13 protein-coding genes are annotated in these 16,842 nt (G+C 62.0%); 7 read left to right on the forward strand and 6 right to left on the reverse strand.

All coding sequences use genetic code 11. The features are described from left to right. Nucleotides 1-4 precede the first annotated feature (4 nt). The 3 genes from xylB to HK107_RS11930 all read left to right on the forward strand — a co-directional run bounded on the left by xylB (nucleotide 5) and on the right by HK107_RS11930 (nucleotide 3,899). Nucleotides 5-1,444 carry a xylulokinase gene (gene xylB / locus HK107_RS11920; RefSeq protein WP_173200060.1) on the forward strand — a complete coding sequence of 480 codons (1,440 nt, stop codon included), beginning with the start codon at nucleotides 5-7 and terminating at the stop codon, nucleotides 1,442-1,444. A 20-nt stretch (nucleotides 1,445-1,464) separates the two neighbouring features. Continuing rightward, the gene (gene xylA, locus HK107_RS11925; RefSeq protein WP_173200062.1) at nucleotides 1,465-2,775 is read left to right on the forward strand and encodes a xylose isomerase; all 1,311 of its coding nucleotides are present in this window, start codon (nucleotides 1,465-1,467) and stop codon (nucleotides 2,773-2,775) included. A gap of 77 nt (nucleotides 2,776-2,852) precedes the next feature. Further along, the gene (locus HK107_RS11930; RefSeq protein ID WP_173200064.1) at nucleotides 2,853-3,899 is read left to right on the forward strand and encodes a LacI family DNA-binding transcriptional regulator; all 1,047 of its coding nucleotides are present in this window, start codon (nucleotides 2,853-2,855) and stop codon (nucleotides 3,897-3,899) included. A gap of 13 nt (nucleotides 3,900-3,912) precedes the next feature. On the opposite strand, the gene HK107_RS11935 is transcribed toward HK107_RS11930, so the two are convergent. Further along, entirely contained in the window at nucleotides 3,913-4,701 is a 789-nt protein-coding gene (locus tag HK107_RS11935; protein ID WP_173200066.1) for a hypothetical protein, read from the reverse strand. A gap of 74 nt (nucleotides 4,702-4,775) precedes the next feature. On the opposite strand from HK107_RS11935, the gene HK107_RS11940 reads away from it, so the two are divergent. Beyond that, a complete protein-coding gene (locus HK107_RS11940) occupies nucleotides 4,776-5,453 on the forward strand; it encodes a Fe2+-dependent dioxygenase (RefSeq protein WP_173200068.1) in 678 nt (225 codons plus the stop codon). 4 nt (nucleotides 5,454-5,457) lie between these two features. On the opposite strand, the gene HK107_RS11945 is transcribed toward HK107_RS11940, so the two are convergent. Together HK107_RS11945 and HK107_RS11950 are read right to left on the reverse strand one after the other, a co-directional pair. Further along, nucleotides 5,458-6,480 carry a Fe(3+) ABC transporter substrate-binding protein gene (locus HK107_RS11945; protein WP_173200070.1) on the reverse strand — a complete coding sequence of 341 codons (1,023 nt, stop codon included), beginning with the start codon at nucleotides 6,478-6,480 and terminating at the stop codon, nucleotides 5,458-5,460. 66 nt (nucleotides 6,481-6,546) lie between these two features. After that, nucleotides 6,547-7,605: an ABC transporter ATP-binding protein gene (locus tag HK107_RS11950; RefSeq protein WP_173200072.1), complete on the reverse strand. Its 1,059-nt coding sequence runs from the start codon at nucleotides 7,603-7,605 to the stop codon at nucleotides 6,547-6,549. Nucleotides 7,606-7,646: 41 nt separating this feature from the next. On the opposite strand from HK107_RS11950, the gene HK107_RS11955 reads away from it, so the two are divergent. Further along, nucleotides 7,647-9,284, forward strand: a complete 1,638-nt coding sequence (locus tag HK107_RS11955; RefSeq protein ID WP_233061483.1) for an ABC transporter permease — start codon at nucleotides 7,647-7,649, stop codon at nucleotides 9,282-9,284. Between the two features lie 38 nt (nucleotides 9,285-9,322). Here HK107_RS11955 and HK107_RS11960 read toward each other — a convergent pair whose 3' ends face one another. After that, a complete protein-coding gene (locus tag HK107_RS11960; RefSeq protein ID WP_173200075.1) occupies nucleotides 9,323-9,598 on the reverse strand; it encodes a metal-sensitive transcriptional regulator in 276 nt (91 codons plus the stop codon). A gap of 193 nt (nucleotides 9,599-9,791) precedes the next feature. On the opposite strand from HK107_RS11960, the gene HK107_RS11965 reads away from it, so the two are divergent. Continuing rightward, nucleotides 9,792-10,586, forward strand: a complete 795-nt coding sequence (locus HK107_RS11965; RefSeq protein WP_173200077.1) for a MauE/DoxX family redox-associated membrane protein — start codon at nucleotides 9,792-9,794, stop codon at nucleotides 10,584-10,586. Between the two features lie 61 nt (nucleotides 10,587-10,647). On the opposite strand, the gene HK107_RS11970 is transcribed toward HK107_RS11965, so the two are convergent. Both HK107_RS11970 and HK107_RS11975 read right to left on the reverse strand, forming a co-directional pair. Beyond that, nucleotides 10,648-11,409, reverse strand: a complete 762-nt coding sequence (locus tag HK107_RS11970) for a hypothetical protein (RefSeq protein WP_173200079.1) — start codon at nucleotides 11,407-11,409, stop codon at nucleotides 10,648-10,650. Nucleotides 11,410-11,423: 14 nt separating this feature from the next. Continuing rightward, nucleotides 11,424-14,693: a hypothetical protein gene (locus HK107_RS11975; RefSeq protein WP_173200081.1), complete on the reverse strand. Its 3,270-nt coding sequence runs from the start codon at nucleotides 14,691-14,693 to the stop codon at nucleotides 11,424-11,426. A gap of 230 nt (nucleotides 14,694-14,923) precedes the next feature. Here HK107_RS11975 and HK107_RS11980 point away from each other — a divergent pair, with 230 nt between their 5' ends. Next, nucleotides 14,924-16,831 carry a winged helix-turn-helix domain-containing tetratricopeptide repeat protein gene (locus HK107_RS11980; RefSeq protein WP_173200083.1) on the forward strand — a complete coding sequence of 636 codons (1,908 nt, stop codon included), beginning with the start codon at nucleotides 14,924-14,926 and terminating at the stop codon, nucleotides 16,829-16,831. Nucleotides 16,832-16,842: the final 11 nt, after the last annotated feature.

Consider the following 16,842-nt stretch of genomic DNA (forward strand, 5'->3'; position numbering starts at 1 on the left):
TTTGATGTTCCTCGGAATTGATCTTGGTACCTCAGGCGTCAAGGCCGTCATCATCGGCGCTGGCGGAGGTGTCGTGGCTCAGGCAACTGCACCACTCGGCATCATACGGCCTGAGCCGGGGCACTCCGAGCAGGATCCTGAGGAATGGTGGCAGGCCACGGGCAAGGCCGTCCTCGAACTCCCCGCAGACCTGCGGGCCGAGGTGCAAGGCATCGGCCTGTCAGGGCAGATGCACGGGGCCACGCTCCTCGGACAGGACGGCGAGGTTTTGAGGCCAGCCATCCTCTGGAACGATGGCCGGTCCGCAGCCGAGTGCGCAGAGCTTCAGCAGCGTGAACCACGCACGAAAGAGATCACGGGCAACCTCGTCATGCCTGGCTTCACCGCACCCAAGCTGCTCTGGGTCGAGAACCATGAGCCTGAAGTCTTCCGGAAGGTGGCGAAGGTTCTTCTGCCCAAGGACTATCTCCGTTTCCGCATGTCCGGCGAGTTTGCCTCGGATATGTCCGACGCTTCCGGCACCTGCTGGCTCGACGTGGCTGAGAGGCGTTGGTCCGAGGCGATGGTTGCCGCGACCAACCTGCCGATGAGCGCCATGCCCTCCGTCCACGAAGGAACGGACGTCACAGGCGCGCTGTCCAAGGACGTAGCAAACGCTTGGGGCATGAAAGAAGTCCCAATCGTTGCGGGCGGCGGAGACAACGCTGCGGGCGCGGTAGGCGCTGGCGTTCTCGCCGACGGTGAGGCGTTCCTCTCCCTCGGCACGTCGGGCGTCCTCTTCGTCGCTGGGGACAGCTTCAGGCCCAATCCGGCACGAGGCATCCATGCCTTCTGCCATGCCGTCCCAAATCGCTGGCACGAAATGACGGTGATGCTCTCCGCTGCGAGCTGCCTCGACTGGGGCGCACGGCTCACAGGCGCGAAGGACGTGGCGGAGTTCATCGCCATTGCCGAGGACGCCAAGGCTGGCAGCGTCCCCCTCTTCCTCCCCTGCCTCTCCGGCGAGCGGACACCGCACAACGACCCATCCGCGCGCGGTGTTTTCTTCGGCATGGACCAAGACACCGCGCCGTCAGAGATCGCGCAGTCTGTTCTCGAAGGCGTCGCGTTTGGCCTCGCCGATGGCTTCGAGGCGCTGGAAAACGCAGCGTCCGTCGAAGCCATCAATGTCATCGGCGGGGGCTCGCGCTCACACTATTGGGGCACACTGATCGCTTCGATCTTCGGTAAAGACCTCGTCTATCGCGAAGGCAGCGAAGTCGGCCCAGCCCTTGGGGCGGCGCGTCTTGCCAAGCTCGGCGTCACCGGCGCTCCCGAAGCAGAAGTCTGCGCTCCGGGCGCCGTCAAGGAGCGCGTCAGCCCTGACCCGGCCATCCGTGAACATCTCCTCCCGAGGTTTGAGCGCTACCGCGAGCTTTACCGCCGGACCGCCGACCTTTTCTGATAAACGCTAGGACCATTTCCATGACCGCAGATTTCTTCTCCGCGATTCCAACGATCAAGTATGAAGGTCCGGACTCGGATAACCCGCTCGCCTTCAAGCACTATGATCCAGACCGCCAAGTCCTCGGCAAGCGGATGGAAGATCACCTGCGTCCGTCAGTCTGCTTCTGGCACACGTTCTGCTGGGATGGCTTCGATGTCTTCGGTGCAGGCACGTTTGGACGTCCGTGGCACAAGCTCGAAGGCCAGGAGATGGCTGAAGCTCGCCTCGAAGCGGCCTTCGCATTCTTCGAAAAGCTGGGGACGCCCTACTTCGCGTTCCACGATGTCGACGTCATGGCGCCTGCTGCGACCATGGCCGAGCATGTCGAGAACTTCCACCGGATCCTCGACCCGATCGAGGCACATATGGAGCGCACGGGTCTGAAGCTCCTTTGGGGCACGGCCAACGTCTTCTCGCACCCGCGCTACATGGCCGGTGCAGCAACCAATCCGGACCCAGAGGTTTTCGCCTGCGCAGCCCTCCAGATCCGGCACGCCCTCGAAGCGACGCACCGCTTGGGCGGCGAGAACTACGTCCTCTGGGGCGGACGCGAAGGCTACGATACCCTCCTCAACACCGACCTTGGGCGCGAGATGGACCAACTCGGCCGTATGCTGAGCCTTGCGGTCGAGCACAAGCACAAGATAGGCTTTAAGGGCCCGCTCTTGATCGAGCCCAAGCCTCACGAGCCGACAAAGCATCAGTACGACCGCGATACCCAGACGGTCTACGGCTTCCTCGAGCGCTACGACCTCCTCGAGGACGTGAAGGTCAATATCGAGACCAACCACGCAACGCTCGCTGGCAATGCGATGGATCACGAAGTTGCTGCCGCCTATGCGCTCGGCATCTTCGGCTCCATCGACGCCAACCGTGGCGACCCGCAGAACGGATGGGACACGGACCAGTTCTGGAACGATCCCCTGGAGATCACCCGGACGATGATCCATATGCTGAAAAACGGTGGCTTCACGACCGGAGGCTTCAACTTTGACGCCAAGGTCCGTCGTCAGAGCATCGATGCTGAAGATCTCTTCCACGGCCATATTGGTGGCCTCGACGCCCTCGCCCGTGGCCTCCTCTCGGCAGCGAAGGTCATTGAGGAGGGGACGTGGGAGAAAGTGCTTTCGGACCGCTACTCCGGTTGGGACCGAGGACTTGGCCAGAAGATCATGTCGGAGCTCTCGCTCGCCGACATCGCGGATCACACGCTGTCGGAGGGGCTCGATCCCAAGCCGCGCTCAGGACGTCAGGAGCGCCTTGAGAACCTGATCATCGACGCCGTCTGAGGGCGCTGCGTGACGGGCTGGACGGCTTTGTCTAAGGGGGATTCTCCGGAATCGCCGGAAGGACAGCCGCTAGCCCCATGAGCACCCGCACGAGACCCGAAACAAGGCGCCCGGTCGCAACGCTCAAGGACGTGGCCGAACGGGCCGGCGTCTCGCAGATGACGGTGTCGCGGGTCCTCAATGCGCCCGCGAAAGTCAGGAAGCAGACGGCAGAGAAGGTCCGCGAGGCCATCGAGGCCCTCAACTTTCGGCCCAATTACCTTGCTAAGAGCCTTGCGGACGGACGGTCGATCCTCATCGGCCTCCTCTACAACAACCCCAGTGATCAATATCTCAGCCAGGTGATGTTCGGTGCACTGCGGGCTTGCCGTGAGCGGAGCCATCACCTCTTGGTGCAGGATTTCCTCTTCGAGACGGACCTTGGTGACACCGATGCCGTCACGTCAATCATCCGGCAAAGCGGGGTTCAGGCTCTGATCGTCTGTCCACCGATCGGCGAGGACCCGTCGGCGAAAGAGACGCTTGAGAAACTCGGACTGCCCTTCGTCAGGATTGCACCGGGCCGCGAGACTGATGGCGCGCCCTATGTCGAGATTGACGACCGGGATGCGGCCAAACGCATGACGCAGCACCTGCTCGACCTCGGCCACAGGGATATCGCGTTTATCGCAGGCCCTGAAGACCAGGTCTCAAGCAGGCGGCGGACGGAAGGCTTCAAGGAAGCCATGACCGTTGCAGGCCTTCCGGTCCCTGATGAATTTCTCAGGCAGGGTGCCTATACCTACAGGTCTGGTATGGAGGCGGCTCTCCCCTTGCTCCAGTCAGCCAAGAGACCGTCGGCAGTCTTTGCAGCCAATGACGATATGGCGGCCGGGGTCCTCGCCGCTGCCATGCAGGCCGGTCTCTCCGTACCCGGAGATCTATCGGTTGCAGGCTTTGACGACGTCTCCCTCGCCACCACGGTCTGGCCTTCGCTGACGACCGTGCGCCAGCCGATTGCGGAGATGGCAGAACGCGCGGTCGGCCTTCTCGAGACCGATACGTTCGGGCAGGAAGGAGAGCGGTCAGCACTCCTCCCCACAGAGATCATCGAGCGGGAATCGACGGCCAGGTTTGAAGGCTAGCCATCCTCAGCTGTCACTCGGCAGCGGGTAGGACCAGCACGACCTGGGATGTCTGCGCCATCACCTGACCGATCGGGGCAGGATCAGCCGGAGGGAGCGGTGCATCCTCGGGCCAGAGCGCGATGAGGCTATCAAGCGCAGCGTCGATGCCCTCAGGTTTTTCGTCGAACAGTTCAGCGCGGTCCCTGGCCACCACGGCGAAGCCCCATGCGTCCTGATACTCGCCAGGGTCAGTCACCGCGCCATCGGTTATTGCAATCTGGTATTCCTCAACGATCGTGTCCATCAGGAAGCGGATGATCTCAGCGGGGTCACCACCAGCCTTCTTGGCGAGCATGGCGAGGTTCGCCTGAGCCGCGGCCAGCTGCGGTTCGATCTCCGACGCAGCCCGGCCTTCATCGAGTGCCTTGGAGACCTCCTCAAAGAGGGACGCGTCAAAGCCGAGAGCGTCGAGACCCTCGCGTTCACCGGCGTGGGTTTCCGAGACGGGGTGCAGGAGGTGCTTCGCCGCCATCTCGGCCTCTCCTGCCCGATAGAGCGCGAGACCAGCCTCAACGTGGCCAGCCATGAAAGCCAACCTGCTCGGAAGAGGCAGCGCGTCGACGCTATGTCCAGCCTCGCCGCCCTCACCCTCACCAGCTTCGCCGCCCTCGCCTTCGCCCATTTCACCAGAGGCGCTCGCGTAGCTGCCCTGCTCCGAGGCTTCACCGCCTTCGCCGCCCTCACCGCATGCTGAAAGCCCGGTGCCGAGCGCGAGGGTTCCAAGGCCAAGTCCGACCCACGTTTTGAGTTTGATGGTCATCGCTACCCACTTGTGTCCGATTGCGAGGCACTTTTAGGGTCGCTGACGATGATTGCAAACGGTTCGCAACAGCCATGACCCTTCTCACGATCGGCAATGTCCTCGGCGAGGATCAGCTCGCGGCCGCACGGGTTATGCTTGAGCGTGTGACCTGGAAGGACGGCAAGGCAACGGCCGGCAAAACGGCAAGAGCCGTCAAAGAAAATCAGCAGGCTGACCTTACAAGTGGTGCGGGACAGCAGCTCCGGGAGCGCGTGTCCGATGCCGTGTTCCAACATCCTGTGTTCGCCGCAGCCGCCCGCCCGCGCCGAACCTCTCCCGTGATGATCAGCAAGACATCAGACGGCGAGCATTACGGCCGGCATGTGGACAATGCCTTCATGGGCAAGGGCGAGACGCGGCTCCGTACCGATCTCTCCTTCACGCTCTTCCTCAGCGAGCCGGAGAGCTATGATGGCGGAGAGCTTGTGCTCCATTCACCGATGGGAGAACAGGCTGTGAAGCTGTCCGCAGGCGGCCTCGTTCTTTATCCGACATCGGACATTCACGAGGTGAAGCCTGTTACCCGCGGCGAGCGGCTGGTCGCTGTCGGCTGGATTGAGAGCAGCATCGCCGACGCCAGCCAGCGCGCGTTGCTCTTCGATCTTGAGAACCTGAGAGCGTCGCTGAGACAGACCATGCCGGGGTCGGAGGAGCTGCTGACGCTCGACAAAACGGTCGCCAACCTCCTCCGCATGTGGGGTCAGGCCTGAAGGATCAGGGCCAGCCGACGCGGTCGAAGATCCTGACCGCTTCGGCCTGATGGACGCCAAGCTCCCTGACGTTGAGCTTGTCAGCCTCAAAGCCACCAAGCTCCTCCACTGCTGACGATGCGTCCACGGATGGAACAGAGGGATACTCATTGTTCCCGTTGGCGAAGTAGCTCTGCGCACCTCCTTCGGTCAGGTACTCGATAAACCTGATGGCATTCTCACGATTTGGCGAGTACTGAACAACGCCCGCGCCAGAGATGTTCACATGGGTGCCGCGATCGCCCTGGTTCGGGAAGATCACACCGAGCGCATCGAAGGTTGCCCGGGTACCCCGATCATCGGAGCCTGCAAAGCGCGCAAGGTAGTAGGAATTGACCACCGAGATCGCGCACTCGCCCGAGGCCACGGCATTGATCTGGCTGGTATCGTTCCCCTGCGGACGACGGGCAAAGTTGGCAACCACGCCGCGCGCCCACGCCTCAGCAGCTTCAGGGCCCTTGTGAGCGATGATCGAAGCGAGCAGCGAGATGTTGTAGATGTTGGACGACGACCGGATGCAGACCTTCCCGCGAAACTTCTCGTCGGCGAGGTCTTCGTAGGTCGCAAGGCCCTCAGGCTGGCCAGCCTCCTTGTTGAAGATGACGACACGCGCCCGCTTTGAGAGGCCGAACCACAGACCATCAGGGTGCCGCATTTCGGCAGGGAGCCGCTCGCGCAGCACGGCGCTATCCACAGCGCTCAGGATCCCCGCCTCCTCGGCGCGCCAGAGGCGGCCTGCATCGACGGTGATGAGGAGGTCAGCCGGGCTGAACTCACCCTCGGCCTTGATCCGCTCGATCAGCGCGTCGGCGCCCGCCTCAAGGCGGTTGACCTTGATCCCGGTCTTCTCGGTGAACTCTTCATAGAGCCTGAGATCGGTGTCGTAATGGCGCGACGAATAGATGTTCACGACGCCCTCGGCGAGGGCAGGAGCTGCGAGAGCGGCGAGGCTCGCGGCAGCGGATACGAGAATGCGGAGTGCGTTCATGGCGGGTCCAAACCTGCTTCTTGCGATTGATTATTAGAAAAAGAAACGCTGCGCAAGCGGTGCTGGTCAAGCGCCAAACGCAAACACGCGACCTGCGAGAGGCTGTACGGAAGCAGGCTGTCCAACCGCCAGCCCATCACCGTCCGTGAGGGTCGCTGCAATCCGTTCCCCAGCATGGTTGCGAAGGAAGACCTTGGAGATCGCGCCGGCACGGCGGATGTCTTCGACGACGAGTTCACCGCCGGCTCTCGCCTCGAGAGCATCGGGTCTTGCCACGACATCGAGCAGGTCGGTGGCTGGCAGGTCGCCGCTGAACGCCTCAGCGGACCACAGGCCGAAGGGTGTCTGGACGGCACCGCCCTGCCGCTGACCACCGAAGCGCTGCCCCCGTCCGAGGAACTCCGCCACCGCCGCTGTGGCCGGGTGATCATAGAGCGCAGCGGGGCTCCCCTGCTGGACGATCAGCCCCTCAGACATCACCGCGATCTTGTCGCCGACATCCATCGCCTCTTCCGGATCGTGCGTAACGAGCAGAGCGACCGACCCTTGGACCTTCAGGATCCGCCGGGTTTCTTCGCGCAGCCGCTGGCGGAGCACCACGTCGACATTGGCAAACGGCTCATCGAGGAGAAGCACCTCAGGTCGCGGCGCCAGCGCCCTCGCAAGAGCCACGCGCTGCTGCTGCCCGCCTGAAAGCGTATGGGGGTAGGCATCGCCAAAGCCGCCTAGCCCCACCTGCTCCAGCATGTCGGCTGCCGCTACCTTCGCTTGGCTGCCCTCGACACCGAAGGCGACGTTCTTCGCAACGCTCATGTGAGGGAAGAGCGCGCCGTCCTGAAAGACAAGGCCCACCGGCCGCTTCTCTGGTGGCGGGTTCTTGCCCGGCGTAGCCAGCAGCTGGTCCCCAAGAGAGATCTCACCCGCCTGCACGTCATAAAGACCAGCAGCGAGGCGCAGAAGCGTGGTCTTTCCGCAGCCCGACGGGCCAAGCAGACAGGTGATCTCACCGCGCGCGGCTTCAAGATCGATGCCCTTCAAGACCTTGGTCTCGGCGAAGCCGTGTTCGATGGCGCGAAATGCGAGACCCAAGAAATGTCCCCCGGACTGTTCCAATCCGGCGGTCATCTGATAACCGTTCGCAATCGTCAACCGATTGAGGTCTCAAGTTGCGTCTCCGCCTCGGCAGTCTGGGTCTGCTCGTCCCGGCCCTTCTGGCCGCGGGACTGGCCGCCGTGCCGCTGGTCGCCATCGTGAGCGCCCTCTTCAGCGGTGGGAGCGAGACGCTCGACCACCTCTTCGGGACGGTGATGCCGACCTACGCCGTGAACTCGGCGATCCTGATGGTGCTCACCGCCCTTATCTCGGGCACGGTCGGTACAGGTACAGCTTGGCTCATAGCCGCCTCCGAGTTTCCCGGACGCAGGCTTCTCTCCTGGCTGCTTGTCCTACCCATCGCCGCGCCAGCCTATATCGTCGCTTATCTCTATACGGATCTTCTGGAGTTCGCAGGGCCCGTGCAGTCGGCCCTCCGCGACCTCACCGGTTGGACTGCAGGAGGGTACTGGTTCCCTGAAATCAGGAGCCTGCCGGGGGCCAGCCTCATGCTGTCCTTCGTGCTCTACCCCTATGTCTACCTCCTCGCGCGAGCGTCCTTCTCTGCCCAGAGCCGGGGCCAGCTCCTCGCAGCGAGGACCCTAGGGATCAGCCCCTTCGGCACCTTCATGACGGTTGCGCTTCCTGCGGCGCGACCAGCTATCTTCGGTGGGCTGGCGCTCGTGATGATGGAGACCCTCGCAGACTTCGGGGTCGCCGAGTACTTCGCCATTCCGACCTTCAGTACGGGGATCTTCCGGACATGGTTCGCGCTGGGCGACCGACAGGGCGCAATGCAGCTCGCCGGTGTCATGCTCATCTTCGTGCTCCTCCTTGTGACGTGGGAAGCCGCCACGCGACGCGGCCGGGTCGCGAGCGGCGACAGGCTCTCCGATGGACCGCGGCCTTTCACGCTCAAAGGCGGCAAGGCAGCGCTCGCGTGTGTCGCCTGCGCAGTTCCTGTGCTCCTGGGCTTCGTGGGCCCTGTCCTGATGCTGCTCGCTAACATGGCAAGCCAGCTCGACGACCAACCCTTCGCCGCTCTCGCAGGGAGCTTCGGCGCAAGCCTCTCGACGGCGTTGATCGTAGCGGTGATTTCCACAGCGCTGGCTGTGCTGCTCGTCTATGCCGTGCGCGGATCATCAGGGCTTGGGAAAGCACCGGGTCCTGTGCGCTGGCTCGTCAGGTTCTCAACCCTTGGCTATGCGCTGCCCGGGGCGCTCCTTGCCATCGGCATTCTCGCGCCCCTCTCCTCGATCGATGTCAGCCTGACACGGTTCCTGCGGGACCAGGCGGGCTGGTCCGGCGGGCTCGTGCTGACGGGCACTGCAGCGATGCTGATCTACGCACTCACCGTCCGCTTCCTGACGATTTCCTACAACAGCGCTTCGGCGGGGATGGGGCGCATCCCACATAGCCTCGACGCAGCGGCCAGGTCACTGGGCGCAGGTCCCGCAAGGCTCCTGAGGGAAGTCCAGCTTCCGCTCCTCTCACCCCAGCTTCTGGCTGGTTCAGCGCTCGTCTTTGTCGATGTGATGCGCGAGCTTCCCGCAACGCTGATCCTCAGGCCCTTCAACTTCGAAACCCTCGCGACAAGGGTCTACCGCCTCGCCAGCGACGAACGTATCGTCGAGGCATCCACGCCAGCGCTGCTCATCGTTCTTGTGGGGCTTGTCCCAGTGATGCTCCTCACAGGAGAGCGCCGTTCCTAGCGGTCACTCATCCACAAGAAGGAAGTCTCGCCTGAGCGCTACTTCTTCTTGCCGCCGAGCACCGCGACGAGCTCTTCAACTTTTTCCCGACGATCGCTGAGGTCGTCAGATGTCAGAGCATGTTCAACACAGGTGGCGAGGTGGTCATCGAGGATCACAGTCTCAAGGCTCGAGAGCGCAGCCTTGATCGCCTGCACCTGGCGCACGACGTCGATGCAGTAGCGGTCGTCGTCGATCATCTTGCCGACCCCCCGCACCTGTCCCTCGATCCGGGCCAGACGGCGCTGCGCCGCGAGCTTGGTGTCGTCTTTCATGGTATGCCCCCTACTGGGTATGAGGCTAGGCGATGTTTATTATCCCTGCAACGTCCATCCCCTGGGGTGTTCCTCCAATGGGGGCGGCTTAGAAAAACCCGCACCTAGAACCGCGCGCAGCTGCTCATCTTGACGATGCGCTGCGCTACGCCCAGATCGTTCCGATACCCCTGTGGGGTTATGGAGGCCACTCATGAGTTCGACCACGGCTGATCAGGTTTCAGCGCCCCAGAGCGCCACGAAAACCGCGCGCCTCTATCGCATGGTCATGCCCGGCCACACCTGCCCCCACGGCCTCAAGTCGAAATGGTATCTCGAGCGCAACGGCTACACAGTCGAAGACCACCATCTGACGACCCGCGAAGAGATAGACGCCTTCAAGGAAAAACACGGCGTCAAAACCACGCCGCAGGCCTTCATCGAAGGCGAGCGTATCGGCGGCTTTGAAGCCCTGAAGCACCACTTCGACAGCTCCCTCGCCGCAAAGCAGGGGAAGAAGAGCTACGCTCCGGTGCTCGTGATTTTTGGTGTCTGTGCACTGATGGCATGGGGCGCCAGCTTTGCAGCCACCGGACAACTTCTCAGCCTGCGCGGTATCGAATGGTTCGCAGCGTTCTCGATGGCGGTGCTGGCGATCCAAAAGCTCCGCGATGTCGAGAGCTTCTCGACCATGTTCCTGAACTACGACCTTCTGGCGAAGAGATGGGTCCCTTACGGCTATATCTATCCGTTTGCTGAAGGTCTGGCCGCGGTCCTGATGATCGCGGGCGGCAGCTTGGCCCTCGCAGGCTCACCCATCGCGCTTGTCATCGGCACCATTGGCGCGTTCTCAGTCTTCAAGGCGGTCTACGTCGAGAGGCGCGATCTCAAATGCGCCTGCGTCGGCGGCAACTCGAACGTACCCCTCGGATTTCTCTCCCTGACCGAGAACCTCGTGATGATCACCATGGGTCTCTGGGTGCCTTTCAAGATACTGGTGCTGGGCTAGCCCTGGATACGAAAAAGGGAGCCCGAGGGCTCCCTCTCACATCCAGACCGGAAACTCGAGGCTACTGCCTGGGCGCACCGTTGAGCTTTCGCCCGGTGAACACGGTCAGAATGCCCCCAGCAAACAGAAGCGCGGCACCCGGAAGGGGGATCGGAGCCACATCAGTCAGGGCTCCAGCCGAGAGCCCGCCATCGAAGTCGATAACGATCTGGGCGCCCGGAGAGAGATCGAGCGTCCCACCGCTGAAGAACGACAGGAAGAGGTTGTCCACCTGAGTACCCGTCGATGGATCCGGCTGGAATTCAATAAAGTTCGTGAACGACGTACCAAGGTCTTCAGCGATACCGAAAACCTGCCCGTCCTCGACCTCGACGCCACCACTCCGGTCGATGCCGAGAGAAAAGAAATCGCTCCCAGCTTCGGTTTCAAAGCTCACATCCGCAAAGGTCGAGATGTTGTAATCGACTGTGCTGGAGAACTGCTGCTCATTGTTGGTGAGGATGATGGTCGCTCCGCCAAATGCGATGGAACCGATCGACGTCCCTAGCTCCTGCGAGGAATCTCCCGACACGAGGAGGTTGATGAAGACGGTCTGAGCGTCGGTGTCCGAGCTTGAGGAGCTTGCCGACACGATGTCCGTAGCGCCGTCGGAGAACGTGTCAGCGAAGGTGTCGGTCACCGACTCCAGAGAGACATCGCCGAAGAAGTTCGAGAAACTGATCTCCACACGAAGTTCTGCTGTGAATGCCGCCGCGCTCGCTTGGGACGAAAGTGAGAGGGCAAGGGCTGATGCTGCCAGGACAGTGGAAAGTGAACGGATCATGAGAGGAACTCCAACTAGGCGATTTCAACAAAGTCGTCAGTGATAGGAACGGATCCGCTGACGGAGATGGACGGAAGGGGGAAGTCGAAGAGCTCTTCGAAGACATCGAACTGGGCGAGGTCCACCCCTCCTTCGATCCTCAGCAGAGGTCCGAAGCCAAGGTCGGCCAGCACGTTGCCCGTATCGATACCAAGGTCTTCGAGACCGGGAATGTTCTCAAACAGCTCGTCGATCGGAAGCTTTGTCGAGGCCTCGACCACGCTCTTCAGGAAATCGAATTGGTAGCCGAGCTCGAGGCCCAGTTCCGTGTCGTTCGAGAACAGGGCTTTCGGCGTGAGAACAGCCGTGTAGTCGATCAGCCCATCTCCATTGACGTCAAACTGCGAGGCATTTTCGAGAACGAGCTTTTCGCCTGCACCCACCGTAAACTGATCATCTGACCCTTCGACCGTGTACGCGACGACGAAGTCTTCGATCGACAGTGTGAACTCCTGGATGAAGTTCACCCCTGCTGACACGTCGATGTCGACGAACTCCGTACCGATGTCGAAGTCGAACAGCTGGCGGATCGCAAGCTTCTGGGGCGTTGAAAGATCAGTCGCGTCGAGGATTTCCCGTGCACTGATGGTAAGATCGAGAGGGTTGATCGTCAGCCCCTGATTGCCCAGCGCCTTGTTGACAACTTCCGCTACGATCTGATCGAGATCGACGGTTACTTCGACGATGTTCTCCGTCGTGCCGACGGCGGCGAAGAAGCCGTACTCACCGAGGCTCTCACCGGTCACAGAAGCGAAAGCGTCTTCGATGAGATTGAGGGAGAAGACTGATCCCAGCGGATTGGTCTCTGGACTGACGAGAAAGATAGGCACGTCGCCATCACCGTCCGTGTCCCCCTCCCCTCGGATCGTTTCCTCGACCACGGCAAGAACCTCAAGGAACACCCCTCTCAGGTTCGCAAGATCGTCGCTGCTCGTCGGAAGGCCGCGGGCTTCCAGAAGAGCCGCGAACTCGGGGCTGAAGTCGAGGCTGGAGTTGCTGATGTCAGCGACCAATTCCTCGAAATTGTAGGTGACGACAGGTCCTTCGCGGAAAAAACCAAGATCCGCCACAGCAGCCTGCGCTTCGAGGGACAGGTCGGGGATCCGCACCTCTGCGGTGATGATCCCGCTTGCGATGTTGGGGATCGTGATGTCCGCGATAGACGCTGTATCGAGATCGAGCAGCGTGATGTTCTGGCCTAAGGCGGCATCGGCCGAGAAGCTCAGCGCATCAGAATTAGGCGTGAGGTCAGCAATCGTCAGGTCGTCAAGGCGAGCAAAGAAGTCGGCAATGACGTCGAGCTGCGCGGACGCTTCGAAGAATGTCTGTAGAAGGATCTTCACGCGCGGGGGCTGCGTTGTAAAGACGGCCACGGCATCGTCGATTGCCGCTTCGATGACCGAGGTCAGCTCCAGCACATCCGTCGTCTTGTTGTAGGACCGGACGATCGAGATGTCGAAAGGCACCTGCGCATCGACAATCCCTCCGATGAACTCAACGCCCAGCTGGACCCCTGCCTGAACCGAAGCGCTTCCGGTGGCACGAAGCTCGGCTTCGAACTCGAATCCGTCGACCAGTTCGATCGCACGACCGATCACGGCCTCCGCTGTCGCTTTGAGACCTTGAGCCAGAACGCGCTGGGCCTCTGCTGTGCCGATCTCCTGCACGAGGTCAGCGATATCGGCGAGGAGTTCTCTCAACCCTTCCCCATCGGGCCGCCCCGAAAAGCCGAGGGCTTCGAGTTCCTCCTCGACGCGGCTGATCCGGTCGCTGATCCCGTCGACCCGGGCTTGGGCCAGGTCAGCAGCTTCGGTCAGCTTTTCGAGTTCGCTCCTTGCCGCATCGACCCGCGCTTGGAGCTCGTCGACGGCTAGGGTCTGTTCGATCCGCTGGCGGAGGATATCAATGCGATCATTGTTGTTCTCGATCCGCTCTTCGATCCGGCGAATGCGTTCTTCTGCACGGTCGATCTGCCGGTCAGTGCTCCGCAGGCGGAGTGCCGCGAGGATCTTGCGCGGCCCGTTCTCAGCCTGGTCCTCGAGCTGGTCCTGCCGCGCCTGCAGCCTGTCCAAGCGGAACTCCTCAGCTGTCAGCCTCCGATCCAGCGTCCTGTTGTTGAGCTCAGCAAAGCGAATGAGCGTCTCTGCCGTCCCGCGAGCAATACGCCCGCCGAGCTGTACGAGCCCTTCTAGCGCTGTGCCGAGGGCATTCTCCAGCCCCGTCAGTGTGCCCCGGGCCGTCGCAGCTGCAGCGGTCGCAAGGCCAAGCTGCACCGTCAGCGCAGCCTGTTCCGTCCTCAGCCCGAGGAGCGTCTCAAGCGTGTCGGCCCTCTCCTCAAGCCGGGCCTTCTCACCCGTGAGGGCATCGACTTCCGCCTGGGCCGCGGTCTCAAGCGCCTCTGCGTTGGAGAACGCCGCCCGCGCCTGTCCAAGAAAATCGTCCAGCGCTTCCTCTGCGGAAACGGAGCCATCGGCGAAGACGACGGTCCCGGTCTCAAAAGGATCATTCAGCAGGTCGAGGTCCGCGAGCGGATCGATGTTCACCTCGATCGCTCCGGTGCGCAGCTCATTGATGCTCACGCCTTCGGCGTCCGCGATAAGCCCCTCATCGGTCATCGTGAAGGTGATCGGCAAGGACTGCGGGGTCGCCGGGCCATCGCCAATCGTCAAATCGTAGGAGAGCGTGACGGACCGGCTCTCTCCCAGCGCCAGTCCGTCAAGCTCCCCCTCGGTCTCCCAGACAATCCGGCCTAGTGACATCCCTAGGGTGCCGTCAGCGCCTGCGAGAAACAGATTGGAAACTGCCGCTTCATCCAGCCCGCCGCCAACGAGAGGGATGTAGGTATGGAAGAGCGCGCTCGTCTCACCACCGAAGAGACCGAATTCCTCCGCATCGGAGACTTCGGTCTCCCGCTGCACGGTCCGGTCGACGGCGAAAGAAACGGTCTGCCGCGCTTCCGCGCTCGGCTCGCCCTCAACACCGGGCACAGTGGCGAGGACTTCGAATGAGTCTGCGTAGCCGCGATCCCCGTCCAGCACGATAATGTAGGTCTCGTCGCCGGAGAACCCTCGCACGCCATCGGTCACATCACGGCCGCTGCTGTCTAGAACAACCACGCCCTCGGGCAGGAACCTGAACGCAAGTTCGAGGTCGGTCCGGGAGGAATCGGTCGTCACCCGCATCTCGATCTGGGTGGCGTCGTCTCCCGCCGTCAGTTCAATGTTCAGCTCGAAATCGTCAGCCACCGGATCCTCCCGCATAGAAGCAAGGAAAGAGTGGCAACCGGGCCGACAGAAGTCCTGTCGCCCGCCTTAGGGATTTCTTAAGTCTGTAACCTTCTGTTTTACATGTATTTTATGCTCGGCGCCGGCCTGTTCTTAGGGCGCTCGCTGAGCGACTTGGTCTTGTTAAACACACGCCCCTGCCTCAAGGATGAGAACGAGTAAGCCGCGTGCGTCGAGGGCAGTGACCATCCGTGACCGACCGAATTGATATTGCAGGCCGGCAGGTCGACTTCGTGGAAGGCTGGATCGACAACGGCTCAGATCGGCTGACCGTCGAGCCCAAAGTCATGGATGTTCTCCGCGTCCTCACCGAGAATGTCGGGCAGGTCGTTTCGCGTGAAGCCCTGATCGATGAGGTCTGGGGCGTTGAGCATGGAGGAGACGAGCGGCTCTCGCGAGCGATCTCCCTCCTTCGCAAGGCCTTGGCCGACACCAGCAAGGACGAGCGGCTCATCGAGACAGCACCTCGGCGTGGCTATCGTCTGACAGCCGAGGTTTCTGCCCCTCAGGCCGAGCCAGCCACGACCGAGCCTTCACCAGCCGCGCCGATCGCGGAACCTCTCGTCACCGACAGCCGGGGTAACAGGCGTTGGCTTGTGGGCGGCGGCGTCGCTGCCCTGCTCCTCCTCGCTTTGGCCGCGATCGCCTTCTTCCCCGGCAGCGGGCCCCGTGCGCCCGAGCGCTCGCTGGCGGTCCTCCCCTTCATCGCGATGTCCGCCGAAGAGGGTGACGTGTTCTTTGCTGAGGGTCTCTCGGAGGAGCTCCTCAACGTCTTCTCACAGGCCGAAGGGCTTAAGCTTGCGAGCAGGACGTCCTCCTTCGCCTTCGCAGGGCGCGACATGGATATCCGCGACATCGGCGACGAACTCGGCGTGGCCCATGTGCTGGAGGGGAGCATCCGGCGCAGCGGCACGGACGTCAGGGTCACGGCCCAGCTGATTTCCGTCGAGGATGGCTACCATCTCTGGTCGCAGACCTACGATCGCTCTCTCGACGACATCTTCCTTGTGCAGGACGAAATCGCCCGACGGGTTGCCGAAGCACTCAACTCGAAGCTTCCCGCCAGTGGCGAGAGTACCCTGCTTTTCGACGTCGGGACGAAGAGCCCCAAGGCTTATGATCACTACGCTGAAGCGCGGACATTTCTCGACCGCCGCGGAAGCCTGATGACCCGCGCACAGGCGTCTTTCGAAGCAGCAATCGAAGCTGACCCCACCTTCGCCGAAGCGCACTCGGGTCTGGCCGTCGTCTACGTCCTTTCCCCGATCTATCAGAACGCCCCCAAAGAGACGGCGTGGCTAAGGGCACGCGAGGCGGCCGACCGGGCGCTTTCCCTCGATCCCTCCCTGTCAGAGCCCTATGCGGTTTTAGGCGCGATCGAAGCGGCCAAGTTCAACTGGGCCGAAGCTCTCACCGCCTACGCTGATGGCGAGAGCCGCAACCCCGAGGACGTCGTGATCCTCCAGTGGCAGGCCGAGCTTCTCAGCTATCTGGGCTACCTCGACAGGGCTTCGGAGAAGATCTCCCGCGCGATCGAAGTATCCCCTGACTCCGGCATCCTGAAAGTCGTCGCGGGCAACATCGAAGAAGCGCGGGGCAATATCGACGGCGCCAACACCCATTTCCGCCAGCTGGAGAAACGCGGCTGGAGCCCCGTCGGGCTGGCCATCGTCGAGATACACCAAAACGACATCGAAGAAGCTGCGCGCACCTATATGGAGCTCACGGTCAAGCGTAAGTTCGTATCGGAAGACGACAGCGACGAACTCCGAGGCATGCTTGAAAGCCTCATGCGCGAAGAGCTCAGCGTCGATGCGGTCCTCGGTCGCTTCCCCACCCTCGCAGAAAACGACGACGTGGTGACGACCCTCCACATCTTCAGACGCAACAGTCTCGAGGTTCTCAAACGCATTGAGGCGGACACGGACGAAGACTATGACAGCTTCTACTTGGTCTGGACCAATGTCGACCCGAACCTCCGTGCACATCCTTATATCACGACCTTCCTCCAAAACACCGGAATGATCGATTTCTGGGACAAGGCCGGCTGGCCAGACCGTTGCAATCGCACGCAGGACGGCGTCGTCGCCTGTCGCTGAGCAAGTCAAGC

The sequence above is a fragment of the Parvularcula mediterranea genome (genome assembly GCF_013085255.1).
Lineage (GTDB): Bacteria > Pseudomonadota > Alphaproteobacteria > Caulobacterales > Parvularculaceae > Parvularcula > Parvularcula mediterranea.

Excerpts from the sequence above, each read along its gene's own strand:
- HK107_RS11960 (WP_173200075.1), bottom strand. The coding sequence starts at position 9,598 with ATGAAAGACGACACCAAGCTCGCGGCGCAGCGCCGTCTGGCCCGGATC.
- HK107_RS11965 (WP_173200077.1), top strand. The coding sequence starts at position 9,792 with ATGAGTTCGACCACGGCTGATCAGGTTTCAGCGCCCCAGAGCGCCACG.
- HK107_RS11935 (WP_173200066.1), bottom strand. The coding sequence starts at position 4,701 with ATGACCATCAAACTCAAAACGTGGGTCGGACTTGGCCTTGGAACCCTC.
- HK107_RS11940 (WP_173200068.1), top strand. The coding sequence starts at position 4,776 with ATGACCCTTCTCACGATCGGCAATGTCCTCGGCGAGGATCAGCTCGCG.
- HK107_RS11970 (WP_173200079.1), bottom strand. The coding sequence starts at position 11,409 with ATGATCCGTTCACTTTCCACTGTCCTGGCAGCATCAGCCCTTGCCCTC.
- xylA (WP_173200062.1), top strand. The coding sequence starts at position 1,465 with ATGACCGCAGATTTCTTCTCCGCGATTCCAACGATCAAGTATGAAGGT.
- HK107_RS11950 (WP_173200072.1), bottom strand. The coding sequence starts at position 7,605 with ATGACCGCCGGATTGGAACAGTCCGGGGGACATTTCTTGGGTCTCGCA.
- HK107_RS11930 (WP_173200064.1), top strand. The coding sequence starts at position 2,853 with ATGAGCACCCGCACGAGACCCGAAACAAGGCGCCCGGTCGCAACGCTC.
- HK107_RS11945 (WP_173200070.1), bottom strand. The coding sequence starts at position 6,480 with ATGAACGCACTCCGCATTCTCGTATCCGCTGCCGCGAGCCTCGCCGCT.
- xylB (WP_173200060.1), top strand. The coding sequence starts at position 5 with ATGTTCCTCGGAATTGATCTTGGTACCTCAGGCGTCAAGGCCGTCATC.